This is a genomic window from Planosporangium spinosum (assembly GCF_049999945.1).
Lineage (GTDB): Bacteria > Actinomycetota > Actinomycetes > Mycobacteriales > Micromonosporaceae > Planosporangium > Planosporangium spinosum.
Map to the genome: position 1 here is coordinate 24,886 of NZ_JBLYUB010000013.1, position 23,526 is coordinate 48,411.

Annotated in this window: 25 protein-coding genes and 1 pseudogene; 21 read left to right on the plus strand and 5 right to left on the minus strand. The window is 70.7% G+C overall.

Annotation, left to right across the window (positions count from 1 at the left end; all coding sequences use genetic code 11):
- Positions 1-157 precede the first annotated feature (157 nt).
- Together ACNTMW_RS18220 and ACNTMW_RS18225 are read left to right on the plus strand one after the other, a co-directional pair.
- Entirely contained in the window at positions 158-514 is a 357-nt protein-coding gene (locus tag ACNTMW_RS18220; RefSeq protein WP_426634856.1) for a histone-like nucleoid-structuring protein Lsr2, read from the plus strand.
- Between the two features lie 356 nt (positions 515-870).
- Positions 871-1,770, plus strand: a complete 900-nt coding sequence (locus tag ACNTMW_RS18225) for a phosphotransferase family protein (RefSeq protein ID WP_426634857.1) — start codon at positions 871-873, stop codon at positions 1,768-1,770.
- A 3-nt stretch (positions 1,771-1,773) separates the two neighbouring features.
- On the opposite strand, the gene ACNTMW_RS18230 is transcribed toward ACNTMW_RS18225, so the two are convergent.
- Positions 1,774-2,280, minus strand: coding sequence for an NUDIX hydrolase (locus ACNTMW_RS18230; RefSeq protein ID WP_426634858.1), 507 nt, complete (start codon positions 2,278-2,280; stop codon positions 1,774-1,776).
- 439 nt (positions 2,281-2,719) lie between these two features.
- Between ACNTMW_RS18230 and ACNTMW_RS18235 the strand changes: the two genes are divergently transcribed.
- The 3 genes from ACNTMW_RS18235 (at position 2,720) to ACNTMW_RS18245 (ending at position 4,140) form a co-directional block, all read left to right on the plus strand.
- A complete protein-coding gene (locus ACNTMW_RS18235; RefSeq protein WP_426634859.1) occupies positions 2,720-2,992 on the plus strand; it encodes a hypothetical protein in 273 nt (90 codons plus the stop codon).
- On the plus strand, positions 2,989-3,294 hold the full coding sequence (locus ACNTMW_RS18240) for a hypothetical protein (protein ID WP_426634860.1): 306 nt from the start codon (positions 2,989-2,991) through the stop codon (positions 3,292-3,294). Before ACNTMW_RS18235 ends, ACNTMW_RS18240 begins: the two co-directional genes overlap by 4 nt.
- A 417-nt stretch (positions 3,295-3,711) precedes the next feature.
- Complete coding sequence (locus ACNTMW_RS18245) at positions 3,712-4,140, plus strand: hypothetical protein (protein ID WP_426634861.1); 429 nt, start codon at positions 3,712-3,714, stop codon at positions 4,138-4,140.
- A gap of 62 nt (positions 4,141-4,202) precedes the next feature.
- On the opposite strand, the gene ACNTMW_RS18250 is transcribed toward ACNTMW_RS18245, so the two are convergent.
- Positions 4,203-4,589 (minus strand): hypothetical protein, encoded by a 387-nt coding sequence (locus ACNTMW_RS18250; RefSeq protein WP_426634862.1) that lies wholly within the window; start codon positions 4,587-4,589, stop codon positions 4,203-4,205.
- A gap of 350 nt (positions 4,590-4,939) precedes the next feature.
- On the opposite strand from ACNTMW_RS18250, the gene ACNTMW_RS18255 reads away from it, so the two are divergent.
- From ACNTMW_RS18255 to ACNTMW_RS18305, 11 genes and pseudogenes are all read left to right on the plus strand, one after another.
- Positions 4,940-5,935 carry a MarR family transcriptional regulator gene (locus ACNTMW_RS18255; RefSeq protein ID WP_426634863.1) on the plus strand — a complete coding sequence of 332 codons (996 nt, stop codon included), beginning with the start codon at positions 4,940-4,942 and terminating at the stop codon, positions 5,933-5,935.
- 93 nt (positions 5,936-6,028) lie between these two features.
- On the plus strand, positions 6,029-6,676 hold the full coding sequence (locus ACNTMW_RS18260) for a GGDEF domain-containing protein (RefSeq protein WP_426634864.1): 648 nt from the start codon (positions 6,029-6,031) through the stop codon (positions 6,674-6,676).
- A gap of 196 nt (positions 6,677-6,872) precedes the next feature.
- The gene (locus tag ACNTMW_RS18265) at positions 6,873-7,301 is read left to right on the plus strand and encodes a hypothetical protein (protein ID WP_426634865.1); all 429 of its coding nucleotides are present in this window, start codon (positions 6,873-6,875) and stop codon (positions 7,299-7,301) included.
- Between the two features lie 164 nt (positions 7,302-7,465).
- Positions 7,466-7,735: a hypothetical protein gene (locus ACNTMW_RS18270; protein WP_426634866.1), complete on the plus strand. Its 270-nt coding sequence runs from the start codon at positions 7,466-7,468 to the stop codon at positions 7,733-7,735.
- Between the two features lie 185 nt (positions 7,736-7,920).
- The gene (locus ACNTMW_RS18275) at positions 7,921-8,991 is read left to right on the plus strand and encodes a M23 family metallopeptidase (RefSeq protein ID WP_426634867.1); all 1,071 of its coding nucleotides are present in this window, start codon (positions 7,921-7,923) and stop codon (positions 8,989-8,991) included.
- Between the two features lie 1,432 nt (positions 8,992-10,423).
- Entirely contained in the window at positions 10,424-11,077 is a 654-nt protein-coding gene (locus ACNTMW_RS18280; RefSeq protein WP_426634868.1) for a hypothetical protein, read from the plus strand.
- Between the two features lie 80 nt (positions 11,078-11,157).
- Positions 11,158-12,246, plus strand: a pseudogene (locus tag ACNTMW_RS18285) (DUF4314 domain-containing protein); the annotation flags it as partial.
- 563 nt (positions 12,247-12,809) lie between these two features.
- Positions 12,810-13,121 (plus strand): hypothetical protein, encoded by a 312-nt coding sequence (locus ACNTMW_RS18290; RefSeq protein ID WP_426634869.1) that lies wholly within the window; start codon positions 12,810-12,812, stop codon positions 13,119-13,121.
- A gap of 24 nt (positions 13,122-13,145) precedes the next feature.
- Entirely contained in the window at positions 13,146-13,541 is a 396-nt protein-coding gene (locus tag ACNTMW_RS18295; RefSeq protein WP_426634870.1) for a hypothetical protein, read from the plus strand.
- Positions 13,542-13,820: 279 nt separating this feature from the next.
- Positions 13,821-14,957: an AAA family ATPase gene (locus tag ACNTMW_RS18300; RefSeq protein ID WP_426634871.1), complete on the plus strand. Its 1,137-nt coding sequence runs from the start codon at positions 13,821-13,823 to the stop codon at positions 14,955-14,957.
- 17 nt (positions 14,958-14,974) lie between these two features.
- A complete protein-coding gene (locus ACNTMW_RS18305) occupies positions 14,975-16,579 on the plus strand; it encodes a vWA domain-containing protein (RefSeq protein WP_426634873.1) in 1,605 nt (534 codons plus the stop codon).
- A gap of 37 nt (positions 16,580-16,616) precedes the next feature.
- Here the strand turns inward: ACNTMW_RS18305 and ACNTMW_RS18310 are convergent, their stop codons facing one another.
- Together ACNTMW_RS18310 and ACNTMW_RS18315 are read right to left on the minus strand one after the other, a co-directional pair.
- Complete coding sequence (locus ACNTMW_RS18310; protein WP_426634874.1) at positions 16,617-17,147, minus strand: hypothetical protein; 531 nt, start codon at positions 17,145-17,147, stop codon at positions 16,617-16,619.
- Between the two features lie 128 nt (positions 17,148-17,275).
- A complete protein-coding gene (locus tag ACNTMW_RS18315; RefSeq protein ID WP_426634875.1) occupies positions 17,276-17,620 on the minus strand; it encodes a hypothetical protein in 345 nt (114 codons plus the stop codon).
- A gap of 493 nt (positions 17,621-18,113) precedes the next feature.
- On the opposite strand from ACNTMW_RS18315, the gene ACNTMW_RS18320 reads away from it, so the two are divergent.
- Positions 18,114-18,278: a hypothetical protein gene (locus ACNTMW_RS18320; protein ID WP_426634876.1), complete on the plus strand. Its 165-nt coding sequence runs from the start codon at positions 18,114-18,116 to the stop codon at positions 18,276-18,278.
- A gap of 293 nt (positions 18,279-18,571) precedes the next feature.
- Here the strand turns inward: ACNTMW_RS18320 and ACNTMW_RS18325 are convergent, their stop codons facing one another.
- Positions 18,572-20,578 (minus strand): LPXTG cell wall anchor domain-containing protein, encoded by a 2,007-nt coding sequence (locus ACNTMW_RS18325; protein WP_426634877.1) that lies wholly within the window; start codon positions 20,576-20,578, stop codon positions 18,572-18,574.
- 342 nt (positions 20,579-20,920) lie between these two features.
- On the opposite strand from ACNTMW_RS18325, the gene ACNTMW_RS18330 reads away from it, so the two are divergent.
- The 4 genes from ACNTMW_RS18330 to ACNTMW_RS18345 all read left to right on the plus strand — a co-directional run bounded on the left by ACNTMW_RS18330 (position 20,921) and on the right by ACNTMW_RS18345 (position 23,436).
- On the plus strand, positions 20,921-21,868 hold the full coding sequence (locus tag ACNTMW_RS18330) for a hypothetical protein (RefSeq protein WP_426634878.1): 948 nt from the start codon (positions 20,921-20,923) through the stop codon (positions 21,866-21,868).
- 50 nt (positions 21,869-21,918) lie between these two features.
- Entirely contained in the window at positions 21,919-22,308 is a 390-nt protein-coding gene (locus ACNTMW_RS18335; RefSeq protein WP_426634879.1) for a transposase, read from the plus strand.
- Positions 22,309-22,330: 22 nt separating this feature from the next.
- Positions 22,331-22,603: a hypothetical protein gene (locus ACNTMW_RS18340; RefSeq protein ID WP_426634880.1), complete on the plus strand. Its 273-nt coding sequence runs from the start codon at positions 22,331-22,333 to the stop codon at positions 22,601-22,603.
- A gap of 21 nt (positions 22,604-22,624) precedes the next feature.
- Positions 22,625-23,436 (plus strand): IS5 family transposase gene (locus ACNTMW_RS18345; protein ID WP_426635002.1). Its coding sequence is split into 2 segments (ribosomal slippage): positions 22,625-22,952 and positions 22,952-23,436, totalling 813 coding nucleotides; the frame shifts between segments, so codons are not numbered across the junction.
- Positions 23,437-23,526: the final 90 nt, after the last annotated feature.

Genomic DNA, 23,526 nt, shown 5'->3' on the forward strand with positions numbered 1-23,526 from the left:
CGCGCCAACGCCATGTTCTGACCTCTCTCGGTCTGCATGCCCGAGCGCATCGGCTGGCCGGCATCGCCCGGCCCCGTCCGTCACCGCCGACGCCCCGCCGCCCATCCCGCCGCGGGGCTTTCCGCTGCCCACCTATCCCATGAAGGAGGAACCCCCGATGGTCACCCGCATCCAGCAGATCGTCGTCGACGACCTCGACGCCAGCACCGACGGCGTCGGCACCTACCGCTTCGCGTTGGAGGGCGTCGAGTACGAGATCGACTTGTCCGAACTCAACCTGCAACGGCTGCGCGCCGCGCTCGCCCCGTTCACCGTCGCCGGGCGCCGTCTGCCCAGGCACAAGCCGGCCACCCGGCGCCGTGCCACGACCAAGAACCCCGACGCGCAGCGGGTCCGCGCCTGGTGGGCCGACAACGCTGAGCGGCTCGACCTGCCACCGCACCGCGCCAACGGCCCCGTCCCCACGCGGGTCGCCGACGCCTACCGGCAGGCCAACCCACGGGCCTCCCGCTGATCCTTCTCACCTCGGCGGCCGGCCGGACCGCACCACAGGTGCGGCTGGCCGCCGCTGTTCAGCGACACCACGTGAACAGCCGGGCTGATAGATCGCCATCACCGGCATTGCTTGTCGACGCCGGCAAGCCGGCGCACCCGGCCCTTCGACGCCGACCTCAGCGGGCTGTGACTACCACCGATAGATGGCGGCTCGAGTCGCCATATCCAGGGACGTCGGCTCAGTTCCCAGCGATAGTTGGCGGCGTTTGCCAGGTGTAGGTGGCGGCTCGCGCCGGTGACGATGCTCAAGGGGCGGCGTGCGTGCCCGGATTATGATGCGGCGTGACGTTTACACCTCGGGCGGCGTGGGCTGACATGCCAGAGCCGATACGAACGGCGGTCGCCGAGGCCCTCGGCTCAACGATCGTCGCTCACAAGGATCTGCACGGCGGCATGTCACCCGGGCCGGCTGTGGGCTTGCGGCTGGCCGACGGGCGACAGGTCTTCGTTAAGGCAGTGTCCGCCGAGGTTCGGGCGCACAACCACAAGATGATTCTGCAGGAAGCTGGAATCCTGGACATCCTGCCGAATTCGGTGCCGGCGCCTCGACGCCTCGCGACCGTCGAACATGGGTCCTGGGTCGCGCTGGCCACTACCTGGGCTCCTGGTGCGACGAAGGCGTCTTGGACCGATGCGTCCATCGAGGCCGTCACGGAGGCATGCCGAGTGGCGAACGGGCATCAGGCGCCGGGCATGCTGCCGCCGGTGGCCCAGCGCATCTTCGACTTCGACGGCTGGACGCGCTTGCTCGAGATCGGTACGCGCGACGATTGGGAGGCGGCCTACGCGGAGCCGGCGGCGGAGGTGGTGGCCGGGTGGGACCGCTGGACGGCAGGCGACGCGTTGGTCCACCGCGACCTTCGCCTTGACAACACGACGGTCGACGAGCAAGGAACGTCGGCGGTGCTGCTCGACTGGGCGTATGCGGCGGCCGGTGCCCCGTGGATCGATCTCGCGCAGATGGCCGCGGACGTGGTCGCCACCGGACACGCCGTCGGTCAGCAGGCGGCAACGGAACGCGCGTATCGGCTGTTGTGTTCGCTGCCCGCTGAGGCATCTCGCTTCGTTGTGGGGTTGGCCGGGATGTGGTGTATTCGGGCCGCGACGGTCCCGGACACCTTCAATCCGAGTATTTCCATCTGGCGCCGCGCGAGATCAGCTGCGTTGCGCCCGCTGGTGACCCGTCTGATCGCCGAACTTTCAGTGGGCCGCTGATCTTTATAAGCCCAGCGTGACCGGGCCGGAGGGTATCCCGGACGTGAGCAAATCGGTCAGCGGTGTGGAGAGGTCACGGGGCGAAAACAAGTCAGGTCCGGCGTAGTCGGTGATCTCAGAGAGCTGCCACCAGCGAAAGCCGGCGAGGTGCTCATCAACGGCGAGTTGGTCGTCGGTGAACTCGCCTTGAGGCTCGAAGCGGGTGGCGCGGATGAGGAAGTAGTCGTTGACGAGGCCGTCGAGGCCCGGTGGAAGATCTGCGGCAGCGACTACTTGATGCCAAACGTGCGGCGGATCGGTGGCGGTGGCCAAGCCGGTTTCTTCTCGCAGCTCACGGCGCAGTGCGGACAGTCGGTCCTCGCCTGGTTCTATGCCGCCGCCTGGAGCAGCCCAGACGGCCGGTGCGCCGTTCGGGACCGCCGGGTGGGGCGCGACGAATCGGCAGAGCAGGACGTGGTCATCCTCGTCGAGGATGATCGCGCGGGCGGAGGTTCGAAGGTTCAGCGGCATGGCAGACTCCTGATCCCGTGCGCGCTACCGCAATGATCGACGTGAGACGCAGGGTAACGCCTCAGCCGGCCCGACCCTCTCGACGGTGCTCGTCGTTCCTACTCGACTCGCCGCAAACTGTGCGAATCGGGAACCAAGTCCCGGGCATCAATCGGTCTTGTTAGATGGATAGGTGTCGTCGGATGGTGCGATCAGCGTCGGTGGACTGCGGTCTGACTGGTGCGGGCTCGCGGATCTGTGCACGCCGTGGGCCGACTTCGACGAGGCGCGAGGGTCACTGGCTCTGACCGACGGGTGGACCGGGAGGTGGCGGGCGCAGTGGCGGGCCTCGGGCGCCCCGGTGCTCTGCGCGGTCCGTGACCTGGCGTCGATCCCGACGTCGCGGTGCGAGCCGGTACGCCGGTTCTCTTGGCATCGGGGACAGCGGCACCGTCCGGGCTTGCAGTTCATGGTGTCCACCGGCCGTCACCACGGCTTCGAGAGCATCGCCGAGCAGCGGCTGCTGTTGGCGTTGGACTTCGCGGGTGGCGTGAGCGACGTGTTGGGCCGGCCGTTCCGGTTACGGTTCGCGACCGCGTCGGGCTGGCGGGAGCACATCCCGGACTTCCTGGCGGTGACGGCCGAAGGTGGCCTGTTGATCGATGTGGGCCGGGCGAGCGGATCGGCGACGACGACCGGGTGTGCTTCGCCGCAGCGAGGGAAACGGCGTTGACGGCCGGCTGGCGGTATCTGGTCGTCACCGGCTGGCGGAAACACGTGCACACCGGCCTGGACACGCTCTCCGCGCAGCGCCGCCCGCTGCGCGACCCGTTGGGCCTGCAGCCGGAGTTGTTCACGGCGGTCGCGTCAGGTCCGCGATCGTTCGGCGATCTCGTGGCGGCCACCCGGCTACCCGCGGTGGCACGAGCGCACGCCCTGCACCTGATCTGGCACCGGCGACTCGGGATCGACCTGGCGGCCCCGATCAAGGACGCCACGAAGGTGTGGGCCTCACTGGCCGGCGCTGCCCGATGAGCCGGCACGTCGGCATGCTGGACCTGTCGCCCGGTGCCGTCGTCGTGGTCGATGGCGTCGAGTGGCTGGTCGAGTCGTTCGCCCCGCAGTACGGGCACATCCAGCTGCGCCGTGGTGACGGTACGACGATGCAGACCACGGTGCGGGCCCTGCTGACCGGCCCGGCACGCGGCGCGCCGGTGGGCGAGACTCCGGGGACGCACGCGGGGTCCCGGCAACCGGTGACGCTGGCCGGCCTGACGCGGGATCAGCGGGAGTTGGCGCTGCTGCGGCTGGCGCATGTGCTGGAGGTGGAGACCGGTTTCCGTGGTGGTGATCCGTTGCGGCCGGCCCCGGGTGAGCCCCGTTCGGGCTACGACCCGGACGCCACGACGTTGACCGCGCGGCGGCTGGCGAAGATAGCCGAACTTCAAGCACTTGATCCGCCTCATCGAACACCTCGACACCACCGCGAGCTTGACCGACTACGGCCGACGTCGCGACGCACTACGCACCTGGGAGATCCCTCCCGGCCAGTGGCAGGAACTCATCGACGGGCTGCCCGGCCAAATGATCAAGAACCGCCTCGTGCCGCAGACGCACTGGGGCGACGGCAAACGCCGACTCGCCAGCACCTGGGCCTGGACCGAACTGACTCACGGCGATCACATCTACGCCCCCGCCGTCCGCCCCGATCTCCACGCCACCCGGCCCGGAGGCGAAGACGTCCACTACGTCCACACCCGCTGGCAACACCTCCTACGCCCCTCGCCCTACCGCCACTTCCGCCAACTCCGCGACCGCCTCGATCCGTTCATCCGAAAACTCGGCACCCACATCGACAACCCTCCAGGCGTCGCACAGTAACGCAGCCTGAGCCCCTCGATCGGAGCCGTCAGCTAACGAGACGGCTGGGAGCCTGAGCCGACTCACTCTTGGCGACCGTCTCCGGTTCGCGCCAAGCGCTCTCGACTCAGATACCGAACCGGCTTGCCGAGCGACTCCGCGTAGGCAATCTCCCGTCGGGTTGACTCACCCAAGTAGCCGCCCGGATCCACGATATACACCTCGTCAGCCATGCGAATCTTCTGGAAGTGCACGCTGCCGAGCCGGCCCTTCAGGTTCGAGCTGTCCACTGTCCAGTCGTAGTCCGGCAGTTCGGGGAGGCTGAACACTCCGAGGCTGATCACGACGCAACCCTCCATCGTGAGTCGCTGGTTGACCTCCGCGAACTCAGCCTCAAACTTGGTCGAGCCGCAGAGTGTGATGACCTTCGCCTCGCTGCTGGCCGACTGCGGCGTCTGCTGGTCCTGCATGAGATTCATGATCGGTGAACGGGCAGGACAAGTCCATCGCCGCCCCGTGGACGTCCGCTCATGCCGCGTTCGAGCGATGGCCGCGCTGGCCCGATAACTCCACGTGAGCAGCGAGTGCGAGACCTGCCGGTCCGGCGAGGTGCCGGCAGCGCCGTCCCGCCATCTATCGCTGGCATCCGCCATCTATCGCTGGCATCCGCCATCTATCGCTGGCAATCACACGGGCGTCGACGGACGACGATCCCGCGCTCTGGGCAACCGACTTGATCAATGCCTGGTGCTGAAGCGTCCATCAGTGCACGCGCCTTCATCCACCCTGCCGCGGGCAGAAGAAAGGGGGCCACACGCCCATGACTGACACGCCCACCCACACCGAACTCGCCCCGAGCGTGGCGAGAGTCCTTACCGCCCTGCACCGGCTCGGCGAGGCCACCGCCGCCGCGACCGCCGCCGAAGCCGGACTCGGCTACTCCACCACCACACCGAAACTGCGCACCCTGGAAAACGCCGGCCTGGCCGAGCCGACCCGGGGCGGGGACGGCCCCACCCTGTGGCGGCTCACCGGCGCCGGCCGCGACGCCGCCGCCCAGGCCGCCGCTCCCGCGGCCAGCGCCACGCCGGCCGAGCAGGCACCAGCGGCGGCGCCTGCCAACGAGACGGATCCCGACCCCGTGACCGTCGCGCCCGGCCAGGTCCTCGACGATCTCGCCGCACCACTCGACCCCGACACCGCCGCGCCCGACGGCGATCCGGACACCGACGCCGCGGCAGCCCACGAGCACACCACCACCGACGGCCAGCCCGGCGACGAGGCTGCTCACCGCGTCGGCGACGGGCAGCGGCCCGAGCCCGAACCCGACGCGACCGCAGTCGAGCCGCCGGAGGGGGAACCGGGTGACGAGTCGAACGGCTCGCCGCACGGCGAGGTGGCGCCGGCCACCGGCGCTTCGGGTGACGACCTGCCGACCGGCGCGGCGCAACCGCCGGCACCCACCGACACCGCCGACCGAGTCGTGTCGCCGCCCGCCGTCAGCGGCCGCGACACCGCCGCCGGCACGACAGCCATGGACGACACCATCGCGGCCACCACGGCGGCGGCGACGAACCGGCGGGTGGCCGGATCGCTGCGCGGCGCGATCCTAGACATCCTCGAGGCCCACCCCGACCAGCAGTACAGGGTCAGCGAACTGTGCAAGCTGATCGACCGCGCCAACGAGGGCACCGGCGCGAAGAAGGCCAGCGCCGGCGCGGTGCACAACGCCGCCATGAAGCTCGTCGAGACCGGCACCGCGATCCTCGCGGTCGAGAAGCCGGTCACGTTCGCCCTCGCCCAAAGCGACGCCTGACCCCCGACCCGCGGCAGCCCGGAGGGCGGGCGTCGAACTTGCCGGCTCCACGCCCGCCCCCGGTGCTCCTTCGCACACAAGGAGCGTCTTGAAGTGTCTCCCATCCTGTCCTCGATCGGCACCGCCCTCGGCGGGATGCTCGCCGGGCTCGCCGCCGCCGGTGCGCTGCTGTGGCGCCAACAGCAGGCGCTCACCCGCGCCCGGTACGCCGCCGAGCACGACGACACCACCGGCCTGCCCAACCGGCGGGCGCTGCTCGCGGCGCTGCATCGTGCGCTGCGCCGCGGCGACCCGGTCGGCGTGGTCCTACTCGACCTCGACCAGTTCAAGACCGTCAACGACACCTTCGGCCACGAGGCCGGCAACGACCTACTTGCCGAGATCGGCCACCGGCTCACCGTGCTCGGCCCGCCGGTCACGCTCGCCGCCCGGCTGTCCGGCGACGAGTTCGCCCTCCTGGTAGCCGGCGGCCCTGACGACGTCGTCGCCGCCGCCCACTCCGCCTGGCACACCGTCGGCGACCACCCCGTGCCGCTCGGCGACCAGGAGGTGGCGGTACGCGCCAGCGTCGGGCACGCCGCCGCCGCCGTCGGCGTCAGCCCCCGGCTTCTGCTGCACCACGCGGACGTGGCCATGTACGCCGCGAAACAGGCCGGCGGCGAAGTCCGCGCGGCGGCGGTGTCCACCGCGCACACCGACCTGCCGCCACGCACCCGCTACCGTGACCTGCCCCGCCACTGACCCGGCGAACACCACACCCCGGTGGGCGGCGCGATCCTCGCGCCGCCCACCGGCGACTTGACCTCCATCAAGAGATGAGCGTCGATCTGCACTGGTTGGTCGTCCGACCCGCCGCGCCGACAGTGCACCCACGCCCCGCGCGGCCCGGACGGCGACCACGTGCGCCCACGCCCATCCCAGGAAGGGTCACCCCGCCGTGCCAAACCACCCGCACCCCAGCGACCACGCCGTACGCCCCGCCGACGTCACCGACCCGCTGCTGTGGGCCCTCGCGGTCGACGTCACCGCCGCCCACCAACCCGACCCCGACGGCGCCTGCGGCAACCCGCAGTGCCGCGGACTGCGCGGCCCCTGCCACGCCCTCCGCGCCGCCCAACGCGCCGCGGCCCTCGCCCGCCGACCACGCACCGACCTCGCGCCGTCCGCCACGGCGCCGCCCGCCGGCCCCGCGGTGCGTGCACTGGTGGATCAGCCGGTGCCCCGCCGCCACGGCCGCACCGTCCGCGCACGTGCGGCCGTGCCGACGGCACCCGACCGGTTCACCGGCTGGTTCACCCCGACCCGCACCCCACCGGCCGACCCCACCGACGGCCGCCGCGCGCCGGCACCGACCCTCGCCGCCTGAACCATGCCGGCCCGCCGCCGACCACGGCTGCGGTCGGGCGAGCCGCGCGCCGTCCCTGCTAACTGACCCCGCCAACCACAGACCACGAGGCCGCGCGTAGCCCACGGCGCCGCGCGGCTCGCCCTGTCCACCGACGACTCACCCGGACAAGGAGCCGAACACCAATGACCCACCCTGCCCCCGACGGGCCCCCGCCGGCCGGCGGCGACGCCGCCGAGGCCCCGTCGAACGCGCTGACCCGCGTGACGGTCAACCTGACCCCGCGTGCCACGACCGCGCTGAACATCCTCACCGCCGCGTCCGCGGACAACCGCACCGACGCCATCAACGCCGCCCTACGCATCACCGCCGTACTGCTGCGTCTGGCCCACCCCGACGGCACCGTGCACGTCGTCGCCCCGGACGGCGCCATCCACGTCGTCCATCTGCCCTGACACCTCCCGGCGATGTCGCCGGCTCGGCCCGCGTCCCACCCGTACCCGCGACCTCATCCCAAGGCCAGTACTCGGCCAGGATGCCCGCTGCCCGCCCGGACCGGCCCGGCACCGCCACAGCTCGCGCATCTGCCACCGCGACGCGTCCACGGCCGTCGCGCCAACCCCTCGAGGAGTGACCGGCCATGACCATCCGAGCGCTGTCCTGGATCGCCGTCGCGGTCACCAGCGCCATCCTGCTGTGCTCCGGGCTGGTCACCACCGTGCTCGTCGCAGGCGGCGGCGCGTCGGCCAGCTGCTACCCGCCCGCCATCGCATCGCCGGCAGCCGCGCACCGTGCATCGCCCGCCGGCCCGGTCGGGCAGTGGACCAGCGAACAGGTCGGCAACGCCGCGACCATCGTCACCGTCGGCATGCGCAGGGGAGTACCGCCGCGCGGCTGGGTCATCGCGGTGGCCACCGCGATGCAGGAATCGTCCCTGATCAACCTGGCCGGCGGGGACCGCGACTCGATCGGCCTGTTCCAGCAGCGCCCCTCCCAGGGCTGGGGCACCCCGGCCCAGCTGCACGACCCCGACTACGCCGCCGGCAGGTTCTACGACAAGCTGCAGGCCATCGACGGCTGGCAGGCGATGCCGCTTACCGAGGCAGCCCAGAAGGTCCAGCGCTCGGCCTACCCCGACGCCTACGCCACATGGGAACCCGACGCCACCCAGGTCGTCGGCGCGCTCACCGGCGTCACCGCCGGCCTGGCAGCGTGCGCGGTCACCGTCAGCGCGCGGGGATGGGCCCAACCCGTGCACGCCACGGTCGGTTCCGGGTTCCGTACCGCCGACCGGCCCGGCCACGACGGGGTCGACCTCATCGTTGGCAAGGGCACCCCGGTCCACGCCGCGTCCGCCGGAGTCGTCACCACCGTGCGCTGCAACGCCGTCGACGTGCGCACCGGCGGCGACTGGGGCTGCGACCGCGACGGCGACGCGAACCTCACCCGCGGCTGCGGCTGGTATGTCGACGTCGAACACCCCGGCGGGATCGTCACCCGCTACTGCCACCTGATCGCCCACCCCGCCGTCGCCGAGGGCCAACACGTGGCGGCCGGTGACGTCATCGGCCTGTCCGGCAGCTCCGGCGACTCGTCGGGCCCGCACCTGCACTTCGAGGTCCATCTCGGCGACCACACCTCGGCCACCGCCGTCGACCCGGTCGGGTTCATGGCCTCCGTCGGCGCGCCCTTGGGCCAAAACGGGCGGTGACGCATCAGATCAATTCCCAGGGAAACCTCGAAGACGGAACTCGTCCCGGATTGTCGCTGACGATACCGTCAGGCCGGATAAGGGCATCGAGAAGCGAAGCAGGTCGCCCCTACGCCTTTGCGCCGGTGACCGGCCCCCGCGAAACGTACGCACTACCCGCGAAGCGTCAGAGGAGGCAACGGCCACCTCCAGCATTGTCATCGGCCATGCCCACCGCACGCGGGCCGTAGAGACGGCAGACCAAGGCACGAAAACCGCGTCGCGGCGCTCCCTAGCGAAATCAATGCCGTCCGCGGTAAATCGAACCCACGGGGGCAGCTGACGGGCAAAGAGTACCGAAGTTCCGGCGAAAACGAGCCCGTAAACAACAACGAAGAGCAATCCATCACCGATGTCTTGGGGCCAGCCGTGCCTGCCCAGGGCGGAGAACAATCCTGTAACCGCGATGGCTCCGACGATCGCGCCAGACAAACCATTTACTACCGCCGCTGCGGCGGATCGCCACAGTGACCACTTGTACACCACGCCGTTTGAGGGCGCCTCACGGCTGGCATCGTCAACCATGAACTGATCGTGGCATCGCCGCGCAACCGTGACGAGCGCTCGGCGCTCAGGTGATGCGTCGAACGCCAACCCGGTTGAGCGGACAACGGCGGAATTCTCCGCGAGGTGCGCTGGCCGTCGACGCCGCTACCGCATGCCGTAGGTCGGCGCGACTGATCGCATGCCGCACGGTTCGAATATCGCGGTCTCTCAGCACAGTGAGCCTGGCGCCTGACCACACGGTTCGTCGACCCGTCAGTGTGGGATCGCCGCCGCACCCGCACCGCTGGTGGGCAGAGGCCGCCGAGGCTCACGAACACCGCCCATACTGCCGCCGGGCCCTCGCCTGCCGGACGGGCCGTCGGCGTGCCGGCTGCGACGCAGCACCAGCGCCGCCAGCGCGGCTTCAAAGACGACGATGCCGAGCAGCGACGCCCACGGCCCGACAACGACACCCGCCACGACCGCGAAGGCGAGCCAGCCCACAAGGTGCAGCCACCAATGCACATGCGCCTTGCGGTACCAACGCCGAGTTCGTCCGGTCCGACGCGGCAGCTTCGGGCCTCGGCTCCTGCCGTACCGGGCAGGTGATCTTTCGATGCGACGCCACCGTGTCATGGGCCCATGGTGGCAGCTCGCCGCCACCCGCCGCAGCGGGTGAATCACCACGTGCACAGCCGCGACCTGACTCCCGGCGCCTGCAGATGTTTTGCCGGCATTCCGCATAGCGCGGGCCCCGAAAACGGCGTCTGCCCGCGACCGCCCGGGCCCAACCCGAGCGTGGGTCTATGCCCGCACCGCCCCCGCCACACCCGAAACCAGGCGTCCGGCCACCCGCCAGGCGCCCGACGCGTCCCCATCCGATCCGACCTGCAAGGAGGTCACCGTCATGGGTTGTCGAACCCTCATCGGCGCCACCGCCCCCGGGGGCGCCTACACCGCCCGCTGGCTGCACTGGGGCGACCAGCCCGACCAGCTGGTCCCCATCTTGCGCCGGATCTGGCGCGACACGTTCGCCGCCGACACCGCGGCCCTGGCGGCCGCGCTGCTGGCCCGTGACTGGTCGACCCTGGACCCGCAGCCGTCCGGCGACACGTTCCCCGCGCTGGTGGTGGCCGGCGTCGGCCACGAAACCCGTGGCGGCAGCGGAGGCCCGCGCCACGGCCGGCTCGCCGAAGCGGTCGGCGCCGACCTGGAGTGGCTGTACCTGGTCGACGTCGCCATCGACAGCGTCGTCGTGTACGAGGCCACCCGCCACAGCCGGTGGTTGCGCCACAGCGTGCACTTCCTCGACCCGGTCGACGACCTGTTCGTCACCGCACCCGGCACGGCGGGCGACGGCACCGAGATGACGGTGTGCACCGTCTGCGGCGCGGTCGACGAGATCGACTACCGCGAGCTGCCGTCGATGGCCGGCTACGGCCACGACACCAGCACCGCCTGCATCCGCTGCGGCTCGTCGGTGGTAACCGACCCGATGTTCGGCGCGCACGTCACCCGCAAGCCCTGGCCGTCCGCCACACCGCCGGAGACGGCGCGATGACCGCGCCCAGCGATCCCACCCCGTCGGCGCCCGTCCGCGGCGCCGCGTCCACCGACCCTCGACACCCCATGGGGACCAGGATGACCTACCTGCCCGGCCAGCGCGTCGCGCTCGAGTACACCAGCGACCCGTACACCCTGCTGCGCCCCGGCGACACCGGCACCGTCCGCGGCTACCGCGCCGACCTGCGCACCGTCGACGTCGACTGGGACAACGGCTCCCATCTGTCGATGTGCCTGGACGCCGGTGACCGCATCGAAGTCCTCGCCGAGGCCGCACCCGCCGCGGACGAACCGGCGAGCCATGCCGACCGCTGGGCGGCGACGTTGGCGCGGTTGCGCGCGGCCGGCGCGGAAGCCGGCCGCGGTGTCGCGCAATGGTGGGCCCAAGACACCATCGGCGCTCGCGCCACGGGCGACGTGCGCGCCACCGCCCGGCGGATCCTCGCGGGCATCGACGACGGCGACCCGGCCGTGCTCGACACGTTGCCGACCTTCACCCCACCGCGGCGGTGGGGCGAGCGGGACAGCGCCGAGGTCCGCTACACCGAGGCCGCAGCGGACGGCCTGCCGGACTGGGCGCAGCTCACCGACCGCCAACGGGCGGAAACGCTCGAGGCGTCCCGCGACGGCTTCGACACCGCCGTGATCGAGCGGGTCGCCGAGCTGTGCCGCGTCGCGGCCAGCCCGACCGGAGACGGCCGTGACCTCAGCCATCTGCACCCCGACCGGCTGCGCGTCGGCGGTGTCGGGGTGTTCGCCGGCGACTGGGCCTGGACCCCCGCATCGGACGGGGCGATGCGGATCCCGGTCGGGTTCGTCGGCACCCTGATCGACACCTGGAACGGCTGGGCGGTGTTCAGCTGTACCCGCGCCGTCGCCGAGGAGATCGTCGCCGACCAGCAGCGCAGCCGCGCCGCCTACCGCGAGCAGCTGGGCGCCCAAGGGGTAGCGGGGGAGGAACTCGACCGCCGGCTCAACCAGGCGATGGTGTCGCTGGTCTTCGACGGCGCCACCATCGTCGCCGACCAGCGCGGCGTCTCGGGCGACCCGGACGCGATCGAATACATCACCCCGGACCCAGATGGCCGGTACGTGGTGATGGGCCGGTCCTGGTGCTGGGAGGCGGTCGACCCGGCCGACTGCGACCGCATCGCAGGCGACCTGCCCGCAGCAGGGCAGCAGCAGCGGTTCGTCGCGCTGACCCACACCCCGGGCATGCGGGTACCGCACGACCGGTTTCAGGTCACCTCGCTTGAGCAGCTGCCCACCGCCGACGGGGTGGCGTTCACCGCCACCCTGACCCTCGACGGCCAGCCGGTCGGCACCATCCGCAACGACGGCAACGGCGGAACCACCGAGCTGTACTCGCCGAACTCTCTGTTCGGCTGGCGCGGCATGCGCGCCTACCTCGCCGGCTGCCGCTACCGTGGCGAATCCGTCGGCGAGGAACGGCTGCTGGATGCTCTCGTCGACGAGTACGACCTGGCCCGCACCGTCGCCCGGGCGCAGGCCGGCGGTGGCACCGTGGCGCGGCTGCTCGACGCGGCGGGGTTCACCCTCGCCATCCGCGAGGTGAAACCGGCGCCGCGGGGCGGGGACGGGCTGCGGCACCTGGCCGGCCAGATCGCCGCGACCGCCGCCGATTCGCGCGGCCACGAGTGGCTGATCTGGACCGGCGGCTCCTGGTACCCGCTGCCGCAGCTGCCGCCGGAGAGCACCCGGACTGCCGAATGACCGGCGCCCCCGGCGAGACCGATCCGATGCGGGTGCTCGCCTTCGTCGTCGCCGACGCACTGCTGGACAGGTTCACCCGCGACGACCTCATCACCTGCGCAGCCCGACATGGCATCCCGCTCGCCGGGCGGGCGAGCGACACGCGGATCCGCGCGGCCATCCGCGCCCACAACCGCGACCGGGCACGACGCGACGGCCTGCCCATCGACGGCCTGCCGACGCTGACCGCCGACGAGGGCCTGTGCCTGGGCCGGCTCCTCGCCGGCGGCGACCCGAACCGGCCGCAGCCACCGACGAACCGCTCTTAACCATCCGGACGAAAGGACACCATCGTGGACGGCAACCGAATCATCGCCAAGTACACCGGCCAGCCCATCACGCTCGACACGCTGATGGCCGGCCAGCACGCCGGCGACCTGGCGGGCCGGCTGGCCGAAGAGATCTGGCAGGCCGCCGACGCGATCGGACGGGCCGAGATCGAACTGGCCCAGATCATGGCGTGGATCGCCGACAGCACCAGCAAGGTGACAGCCGCCATCAACGCCGAGCCGGACCAGCGGGTACGCACCGTCAACCCGCTCGGCGAACTACAGGCCCACGGACCCCGCTTCGACCTGCTGATCGCGGTGCGCGAGGAGCGCATCACGCACCTGCGCCGGCTCGTGCGGCTCTGGCACGCCCTGCCCGACACCGCCCCCGGCGGCCACTCCGCCCTCGACGGCCACTGACCGCCCCGGCTCATCGCGGAACCCGTCCGAGGCCGATTCGACTTGATCGCCTGGGCGACGGGTGCGTTTATCGTCGTCGCCGACCCCGTCGGCGCCCGGTAGGCACCGGCCCGCACCAGACGACCACCGCACGCACCACCCGCACCTGACCCGGGTGCACCGACCGGCCCGTTGACGGGCCGGTCGGCCCACCCGCCTTCCGTTGCGCGGATCACCACCGCCGCCCGCGCGCCCGGAAGACGGGTGCGCGGGCCTGTCGTGAGAACAGGAGTCACCCGCATGCATCCGACCAGCACCACCGGCCACGACCCGTCCGCGGACGCGACCACCGCGTCCGGTGCCCGTCGTTCCGGGCACCTGTACCCGCAGGTCGCCGCCTTCCTGGCCAGCCGCCCCGGCGAGGTCGTCAAGGTCGGCGAGATCACCCGCGCGATCGGCGCCCCCTCCTCGGGGGCGGTGTTCGAAGCGCTCAAGCGCATGGCCGCCGCCGGCTACGCCACCCACCACACCAACCCGCACCGCTTCGCCGTCACCCAGGCCGGCATCGACGCCGCCGGCACCCTGCCACCCCCAGCACCCCGCACCACGCCCACCGCGGGCGGCACCGGTCGCGGCGGGCGGCGCACCCCGGTGACCCGCCCCAACGGTGAGCTGTACTTCCCCCGCCGGCTGGCGGGCGGCACCGACGTGGACGTGCTGCGCCGGCTGCGCGACAAGCACATCCCCGTGCTGCTGTACGGGCCGCCCGGCACCGGCAAGACCGCCCTGGTCGAGGCCGCCTTCGGTGACCTGCTCACTATCGCGGGCACCGGCGACACCATCGTCGACGACTTCCTCGGCAGCTTCATCCCGCTGCCGGACGGCGGCTACGAGTTCGTCTACGGACCGCTCGTCGTCGCGATGCGGGAGGGCCGGGCGCTGCTGGTCGACGACGCCACCCTCATCCCACCCAAGGTCCTGTCGGTGCTGTACCCGGCGATGGACGGCCGCCGCGTGATCACCATCCCCGGCAACCGCAACGAACGCGTCGAAGCCGTCGACGGGTTCTACGTCATCGCCGGCCACAACCCCGGCGTCCACGGTGCGATCCTCACCGAGGCCCTCGCGAGCCGGTTCGACGTGCACATCGAGGTCACCACCGACTGGGACCTGGCCAAACATCTCGGCGTGCCCGCCCCGGCGGTGGCGGCGGCGATCGACCTCAACAACGAGGTCGCCGCCGGCCGGGTGTCCTGGGCGCCGCAACTGCGCGAGCTGCTCGGCTTCACCCGCGTCCGCAAAACCCTCGGCCTGTCGGCCGCGGTCGGCAACCTGGCCGGCCGGGCGCCCGAAGACGACCGGGCCGAGGTGACCGCGGCGCTGGCCAAACACTTCGGCACCGACATCGCCGCCCTGCGCCTCGGCAAGCAGCGCTGAACGGGGGAGTGAAGACGATGCCGCACCCGAGTAGCCACCTGCACGCCGGCACCCCGACCACTGGGACGACCGACCCCGCCTGGGATGAGTGGAGCCGTGCCTGGACCCGCCACATCCCCACCCTCACCGGCCGCAGCGACCTGACCGTCACCGTCGCCCCCGGCGCCGGGGGAGGGGCACCGGCCTGCTTCTACCCCGACACCGGCCGCATCGAGGTCGACGCCGTCCACATCGGCGCCCCGACGGTGGCCGACCCGCGTCGGGCCGGCCACAAGAACCTCGCGCCCACCGCCTACGGGCTACTGGTCCACGAGGCCGCCCACGCCACCCACAGCCGTTGGCGCACACCCGCCGGCACCCCGCCCGTCGTGGCCGAGGTCGCAGACCTCCTCGAGGAATCCCGCATCGAACACCGCCACCGCACCCGCCGCCGCGGCGACCGGCGTTGGCTGCGCCACACCGTCACCACCCTCATCACCGGCGACGAGACACCGGTCGACGACCCGTGGCACGCCGGCCAACTCGCCGGGCTGCTGCTGGCCCGCGTCGACGCCCGCATCCTCACCGGCAAAGACGTCCGCGCCGTCCGCGCCGCCGTCACCGGGGTCCTCGGCCGCACACGGCTGCGGCAGCTGCGTGACATCTGGCGGCAGGCGCACGCGGTCGACGACACCGACGCCGACACCATGATCGAGCTAGCCTGGCGGTGGTGCCACATCCTCGGTATCGACCCCCACGGCCAGCCCCATCCGCCGCAGCCGGACCCGGGGGTGTTCGCCGGACGGCTCGCCGCAGCCCTGACCGACTACCTCGCCGCCAGCCTCGGGGTCAGCACCGCCGAGTACACCGCCCGGCGAATCACCGGCCGGCATTCCGCCCCGGCGCACTGGACCCGCCGCGACCCCACCACCGCCGAACAGGCCGCCGCCCGGCGCCTGGCCGCCCGGCTGCGGCAGGCGCGCACCGCGCATCCCGAACCGGCCCGGCAACCCTCGACGCTGCCACCCGGCCGGCTGCGCACCCGCGCGGCGATCACCGCCGAGGCGCAACGCGCCGCCGGTGGCATCCCCACCGCCGCGCCGTGGCAACGCCGCACCCCGCTGCCGCCGGACAAGCCCACCCTGCACCTGGCGGTCCTGGTCGACGTCTCCGGATCCATGCACTCCTACGCCAAGCCGATGTCGTCGGCCGGCTGGATCCTCGCCCACGCCGCCCACCGCAACCAGGCCGTCACCACCACCATCGCGTTCGGCGACCAGGTCACCCTCCTCGTCCCACCGAAACAGCGGCCCACTCAGGTACTGGAGATGACCGCCCACGACGGCAGCGAGGAGTTCACCGCCGCGGTCAAGCTCGCCGACCGACTACTCGACCTGCGTCACCGCCGCAGTCTGCGGATGCTCGCCGTGGTCTCCGACGGCCAGTTCGTCGACATTCCGATCCCCGCCGCCCAGAAACTCGTCACCACCCTGCACCGCGCCGGCTGTCCGGTGCTATGGCTGCAACCAGCCGGCTTGGAGTGCCACACCTTCGCCGACACCACCACGATCACCATCGCGGATCCCTTGGAGGCGATCGAACACATCGCCGGCGCGGCGATCACCGCCCTCGCCAACGCCTGACTTGCACGTCGGCATGGACGTGTCCGCACGACGATCGTCATGCTTGCGGGTCTGGCCACAGCCTGATGAGGTACCGCTCGATGCCGTCGAGTGCTCGCCACGCGGCGTGGGTGTCATCGGCGGAGGCATGCAGAGTCTGTTCGTCTACGCGCTGCGCCGCGTCCTGCATCTCGGTGCGGCCGGTGTGACCGAGGGCGAGTTTGTACGTGTTTGGGCCGGCGCCGGTGTCGATGTCAACAAGATCGGCTGGGGTCTTGTAGGCGCCCGTATCGATGCGGATGTGGCCGGTGGGAAGGGCCAGCGTGGTGCGTGTCTCCCAGTGCCACGGGGGTTCGTCGGCAGGCGGGGCGTCGAGGACTTCAACGCGGATCCAGGGTCGGCTGTACTGGTGGGCGCAGCGGACAAGGAGGACAGCGCCGGCGGCGCCGAACAGGCGCCCGCCACGGCGTCCCGGGATACGCGCGGCGTCAAAAGCCGCCCCCATAGCTTCCATGGTGTCGGCGCTGACGTCACGCAGCAGGAACACGCCATCGTCTGTGGGGATCACGGACTCGGCCGACGTCGGCATGGCAGACATCCTTCCAGCGAGGAACGCATCCTCACAGGTCAGGAGTCAACCGAACCGGGGACAGTCCCTCCCACGGGACGTGACCCATCCGCTCATGTCGATGAGCGAGCGGTGGGCGGGCTGTCGGATCAAGCTGGCCGGATGTCAAGCAGGTCGGGCGGTGGAAACTCATCTGGATCCATCTCTCCGACGCCGACCCACTCGATGCCGCCGAGGACCTCCCCACGCTGAGGCTCTTCGATCGTGTAAAGGAATAGGCCGTCACCGGAGCCCGGAACGCTCGCATTGACTCGTATGGACATCCCGAGGCCGCGATCACGCTGAAAGTCAATGGACGGGCACCCGCAGCCGCACGTGCCGACGACGACGATCTCCGCCACCTGGCGTCGCAGGGCTTCGACGCCCCGGAAGTCGACGGCCAGTAGCGCCTCAAGCATCGCTCGCTCTCGCTGAGTCAGCGGCCTTGCGTCCATGCCGATGATCGTCTCACTGGGCGATGGGGGTGAGCATCCGCTATTGCCGCGATCCGGGCGCGGGTCGGCGCCCACCATGCTAGGAAGAGCCTCCACCCAGCTTTCGTTAGACTGCCTTCAGCAGTCGTTGACCAGGGCGTGTTGCGACGATCCCCAGAATCCGCCCCGTCCCGGTGGGGCCACCGAACACTGTCACAGCCACTGCACCGACGAAGCCTGGGCGGGGATGCCGTGGCCGGGTGGGGCGGCTCACCCGGTGTGCTCTACGAGTATTTCCCGCCCCCGCCGCCTTGCCACCCCGACATGACTGTCGGCGATGAGCGGAGCGCGAATCCTGCGGGCTACGGACAGCCTGAGTTCCCGCCGGTCGTTCGGGCCATTGGCCGGTCCCGTGTCCCGGCAAGCGCTTCTACCTCACCGCCACCGGATGTGTTCACCGGCCGTGGCGCCACCTACGACCAGGCGTGCCCCGGCCACGACGACCGAGTGCCGGGTGACTCGTCGCCGACGCTCGGCGAAACCCGGGAAGTGCCCCCTCCTGCAACGCATCAACGCCTACCTGATGCGCTGGATCCGCAAGAAGTACAAACGGCTACGCGGGTTCAAGAAGGCCAAGGCGTGCTGGGACGGGATCCCAGGGGTGACAAGAGCCGGGTGACGGGAGACTGTCACGCCCGGACCTGTGGGAGCCGGGAGGTGAGATCCTTCCCGGCCACCCGACCAATGGTGTGGCGATCGCATCAGCTCACGCCACGAACGACTTCCTGTTCACTGTCACGGGCCTGCTCAGCGGCGGGCCGACCGGGGGACGGCGGCTTGAGGGCTAGCCCGGTGCCCGACTCGGTGACTCCGACGAGGAGAGGATCCGGGTCGGTGTTTTCTGGCTTCCGGGCTGCGGGGCGGTGGCCGGTGGACTTTCTTGACCGCCGACCACCGCCCCGAGCTGGCCGGTCACGCTCGGAAGGTGATCCGGCGTTGTCGCCAGACCAGGAATGCTCCGCCGATGAGGAGGAACAGCCCAATTCCGGTAATGGTCACCACCGGTGTGCCGGTGATGGGGAGGGTCGGTGCGGACCCTCCGGGCGGTGGTGCGGTCGGTTTGGGTGTTGTCGGCTGGGTGAGGTTTCCGCCACCGAGCAGGGTCAGGGTTCGGTTGGTGGTGGTGTAGCCAACTGGCGTGCTGGTGGAGCTGGTGACGGTGGCGGGCAACATCGGGGCCTGTTGCTTGAACACAGTGCCGCTGACGGGTTGTTGGGGTGCCTTGTCGAAGTCGACCCCGCCGAAGACCAGGGTCACGTCGATGGTCTCGGTGCCGTCTTTGACGGTGCGGTGGTAGGTGGCGATGCCGTCCTTGATCGACTGAATGTACTGGTTGTAGACGTCGCTGGGCTTCCACGGGGTGCGGACGGGCCAGCGGCTGACGTCACCGCTGCCGATGATCGCCGAGACCGCGTTGGGGTGCTGGGCCGCGCGTTGGCGTAGCCATTCGGCGGCGACGCGGCTCATGTAGACGCGGCGTAGGTCGGCGTACTCGGGTCGGGTGTTCACGGCCTGTTCCATCGCCGGCAGGATGATCTTCTGGTAGGTGGCGACGTTCTCGGCCGACTGGGCGTCGGTTTGTTCGCACTTGGCGGTGCCGTCGGGCCAGTTCTGGACCTTGAAGAACTCGGCGTTGACCTTCAGCGGGGCGTCGAGGATGTAGAGCTGGCCGTTGTCGTCGCGCACCGAGGCGGGCCCGGCGGTGATCCACAGCCGCAGCGGAAGGCACGGCACCGTGGGCGTGTTGAAGTGCACCGCGTCCCAGAACTGTGCGCCGAGCGCAGTGTCGGGGTTGAGGAGCTGTACGTGGGTGGTCTTCAACGCGAGGTCGGCCTGCAGCAGCACACGGCCGGCGTCGGTCGTGGCGAACACGGGGTCGATGATCTGGTCGGGGGTGTCGGGGTTGAGGTTGACCCAGAAGCTCGACGACGGCAGCGCCAGCCAGGTGAACAGGGCGTCGGACGACAGCTGGGCTGCTTGCATGCCCCCGAACGACGGCTCGGTCGTGGCGTCTTCGATGTCGTTGGCCTCGAACGAGTACTGCAGGCCACCGCTGTCGGAGACGTAGCGAAGCTGCATGGTGGAGAAGTCGATCCCGCCGGGGCGGCGCATCTGCGCGGCTCGCGCCTTCGGGTTGGTGGTCATCTCGTCGTCGACCGCGGCGACCTCGCGGGCCTCGTCGAGGGTGCGGCCGGAGCTGCGGACGGTGTCGTTGAACGCGCCCCGGGACGGTACGGCGGGGTCGGGGTTCATGATCCGCGAGCTGGGGCTGTTGTCGGGCTTGAACGGGTTGGTCGCGACCGGCGTCGCGCGCATGACGTGGTAGTCGACGCCCGCGGCGCGAAGCTTGCCGATGGTGGCCTTGGTGGGCTGGTCACCGAAGACGTAGACGACCTTGTACCGGCCGCTCTTGGCGATCGCCGAGTCCTTGGCCAGCTCGCCCGCGTCGATGGTGCGGCCGGACTTGAACTCGTAGGCGATGCCTTCCTTGTGGTTGACCGCGTCGTAGCGGCGGACCTTGCCGTCAACGTCGACGTCGCCCTGGCAGATCCAGTGGTCGCCGCCGAGGCCGATCTCCTCGACGACCCTCTTCTCGTAGGCCTTCCCGCGCGGGTCCCAGCCCATGTTCGCGATGTAGCGGCCTAACCAGGTATCCCAGCCGAGAGCGGCGCTGGGCTTGCGCCCTGTATGGGTGCGGTTCCACTCCGCGAGATCGCGTTCCTTGCGGTCCTGGTAGGCGAACCACGTCGGGTAGACGTGCTCGGGTGTTCCCGGCTGCGCGTCGCCGGGCTTGTTGCCGTACCGATCGCGGGTCGTGGCGTCGGGTGCAGGCAGACCTCGGGCGTTCTCGCCAGGGTTGTCGTACTCGTAGGGGCGCAGGCCGCCCGACGGGTCGGGTGTTTCGACTCGGCCGTTCATGCCTGGCAGTTCACCGCGTGCAGGTGTCGGCTTCGTGATGGTGTACGAGTCCCGGCATAACTGCCCCACCGGGGCGGCCGACGCCGCGATCGGCGCCCAGCCGACCAGACCGGCCACTAACCCAACGGTGACAGCACGCGCCATGCACTGCGCGAAACGTTTCCGTGCCACAAGTTCCTCCCGTGAAGTCCGCAACGGCCCGACACGGTATCGACAGTTGACGTTTTCTGCTGTCCGTGTGGTGGGTACGTGCACCTAACGGAGAAAATCTCAACCGGGGCAGACCCTGCCGGCCGGCCGCCGGGCAGATGCAGCGCCGGCCTGGCGCCTACGCTCATGCTTATGCGCGACGAACCTGCCGGGCCCGCCACCGCCCAGGACAAACTCGACGAGTGGCTCGAGGGAATGAACCCCGTCCTCGCCCGCCTCGAATTCTTCACCCGACCGGCCGGCATCGAGCTCGACTACACCCCGGGCTCCCTCGCGCAACTGGAAGCCTTTGCCAGCGAACGCTGGCCCGATGGGCGCGTCGTCTTCCCGTTCCACGAAGCCGCCACCGCCTACGTTGGCGAGGTGCTCCTACGCGCCGCGGGCGGGCACTGGGACTGGGATTCCCACGCCGACCTACCGATCGTGCGCCCCGACCCGGCCCTCGACCTCGCGCCCCTGTCACCAGCCCAACTCGTTGCCGCCGCCGCGCATCGCCACACCGGCACCGAACTCGCCACCGCCCACGCCGCGCTGCTCGACGCGGTCCACGCCCACACGGCCAACCACCCCGGCTGGACGCCGACCAAGCAGCACACCCCGGGCGTCGACGAGATCACCCACCTCGGCCCGGTACCCGCTCCGCCGTGGCTCGACCAATGGCTGGCCGGAAGAGCAGCGAACTTCGACGCCTGGGCCGCCGACACCGGCATCGCCCCCGAACGCTGGGACTTTTCGCCCGCCACCCTGACCACCCTCGACGCGGTGATCAAGAAGCGTTTTCAGTCCCGCGACGACCTCACCCGCCCCGAGAGCCGGGCATTCGTCGACGGAGCCGTCTGGTACTGCGGCGAGGTCGCCCGCCGCAACAAAGCCCGCACCCAATGGCGCTACAACCCCGCCGACGCAGACACCATCGCCATCCTCGGCCCCCCGGAACGCAACCCGCTCGTCGGACGCCCCTTCATCGATCAGGACGGCCCCGGCCTCAACCGCTGGATACCCAGCACCACCCTCGAACTCGTCCTCATCGAAGACCACGAACCCAGTTGGCTCATCGTCGCGTACGACCGCCTCGATTAGGGAGCGTCTCGGATGGACGGGTCGGTGGCCTGGGGCATGATCTTCGTTTCGTGAGCGAGGACATGATCCGTACCTGGGCGCCGGACGACTTCTGGCAGGTCGCGCAGCCGTTGAACCCGGTCCCCGTACCCCGGCCGCAGGGCGGCGGTAAACGGCGGGCGGATGACCGGGCGGTGCTGGCCGCGATCGTGTACCTGGCGCAGGTTGGCTGTTCGTGGCGCAAGCTGCCTGCGAGCCTGTTCGGGGTCAGCCGGCCGACGGTGCACCGCCGGTTCACCGAGTGGACCCGAATGGGGCTGTGGCAGCGGCTGCACCAGCAGTTCCTGCACCGGCTCAACGTGGTCAGCGAGTTCGACTGGTCGCGGGCGGTGGTGGACTCGATCGCGGTCCGGGCGGAGAAAAGGGGGATGCCACCGGGCCAACCCGGTCGACCGCGGTAAACCAGGATCGAAGATCCATGTCATGTGCGACCGGACCGGCCTGCCGCTGACCGTGCTGATTTCCGCGGCCAACGTCCACGACTCCCAGCTCCTGGTCCCGCTGCTGGACTCACTCGCCCGGTCCGCGCCGCCCGTGGCCGGCCCCGCGCCCGCCCCGACAAGCTGCACGCAGACAAGGCCTACGAAATACCAGCGCTGCGGGCCGAGGTCCGCCGACGCGGCAGCACCGTCCGGATCGCCCGTAAGGGCTCATCCCAGATGGTTGTGCCACGGCCTGCCCTGCGATCCTGATTGAGTGACGGACGTCGTTGTCAACATGGTCAGGACCTGGGCGCCGGACGACTTCTGGCAGGCCGCCCAGCCGTTGATCCCGATCCCGGCCCGCCGTCCGCAGGGCGGCGGCAAACGGAGAGCCGACGACCGGGCGGTGCTGGCTGCGATCGTGTACCTGGTGCAGGCCGGCTGCTCGTGGAACAAGCTGCCGGCGGCGATGTTCGGCGTCAGCCGCTCCACTGTGCACCGCCGGTTCACCGAGTGGACCCGCTCCGGACTGTGGGAGCGGCTGCACCAGCAGTTCCTGCACCGTCTCGGCGTGGTCAGTGAGATCGACTGGTCGCGGGCGATCGTGGACTCCATCAGCGTGCGAGCCGAAAAAGGGGCGACGAGACAGGCCCAAATCCGACCGACCGCGGCAAACCGGGGTCGAAGATCCATGTCCTGTGCGACCGGACGGGCCTCCCGCTGACCGTGCTGATCTCGGCGGCGAACACCCACGACTCGCAGGTGCTGGTCCCGCTACTGGACTCCCTGGCCCCGATCCGCGGTCGTCATGGTCGTCCTCGCCAACGGCCGGCCAAGTTGCACGCAGATAAGGCCTACGACGTGCGCGAACTGCGAGCCGAGGTACGCCGGCGCGGCATCGCCGTCCGCATCGCCCGCAAGGGCGTGGAGTCCTCCGAGCGGCTCGGCCGCCACCGCTGGGTCGTCGAGGCCTGCTTGTCCTGGCTGCTGCGCAACCGCCGACTGGTACGCCGCTACGAGCGCAAGGCCGAGCACTTCCAGGCCTTCGCCGACCTCGGCTGCGCCATCTTGGCCTACCAACGACTCACCAAACGCCATCTGGGATGAGCCCTAAGAGCATCGAGGCCAACCAGCGGCTCGGCCGGCACCGCTGGATTGTCGAGGCATGCCTGTCCTGGCTGCTCAACAACCGCTGAC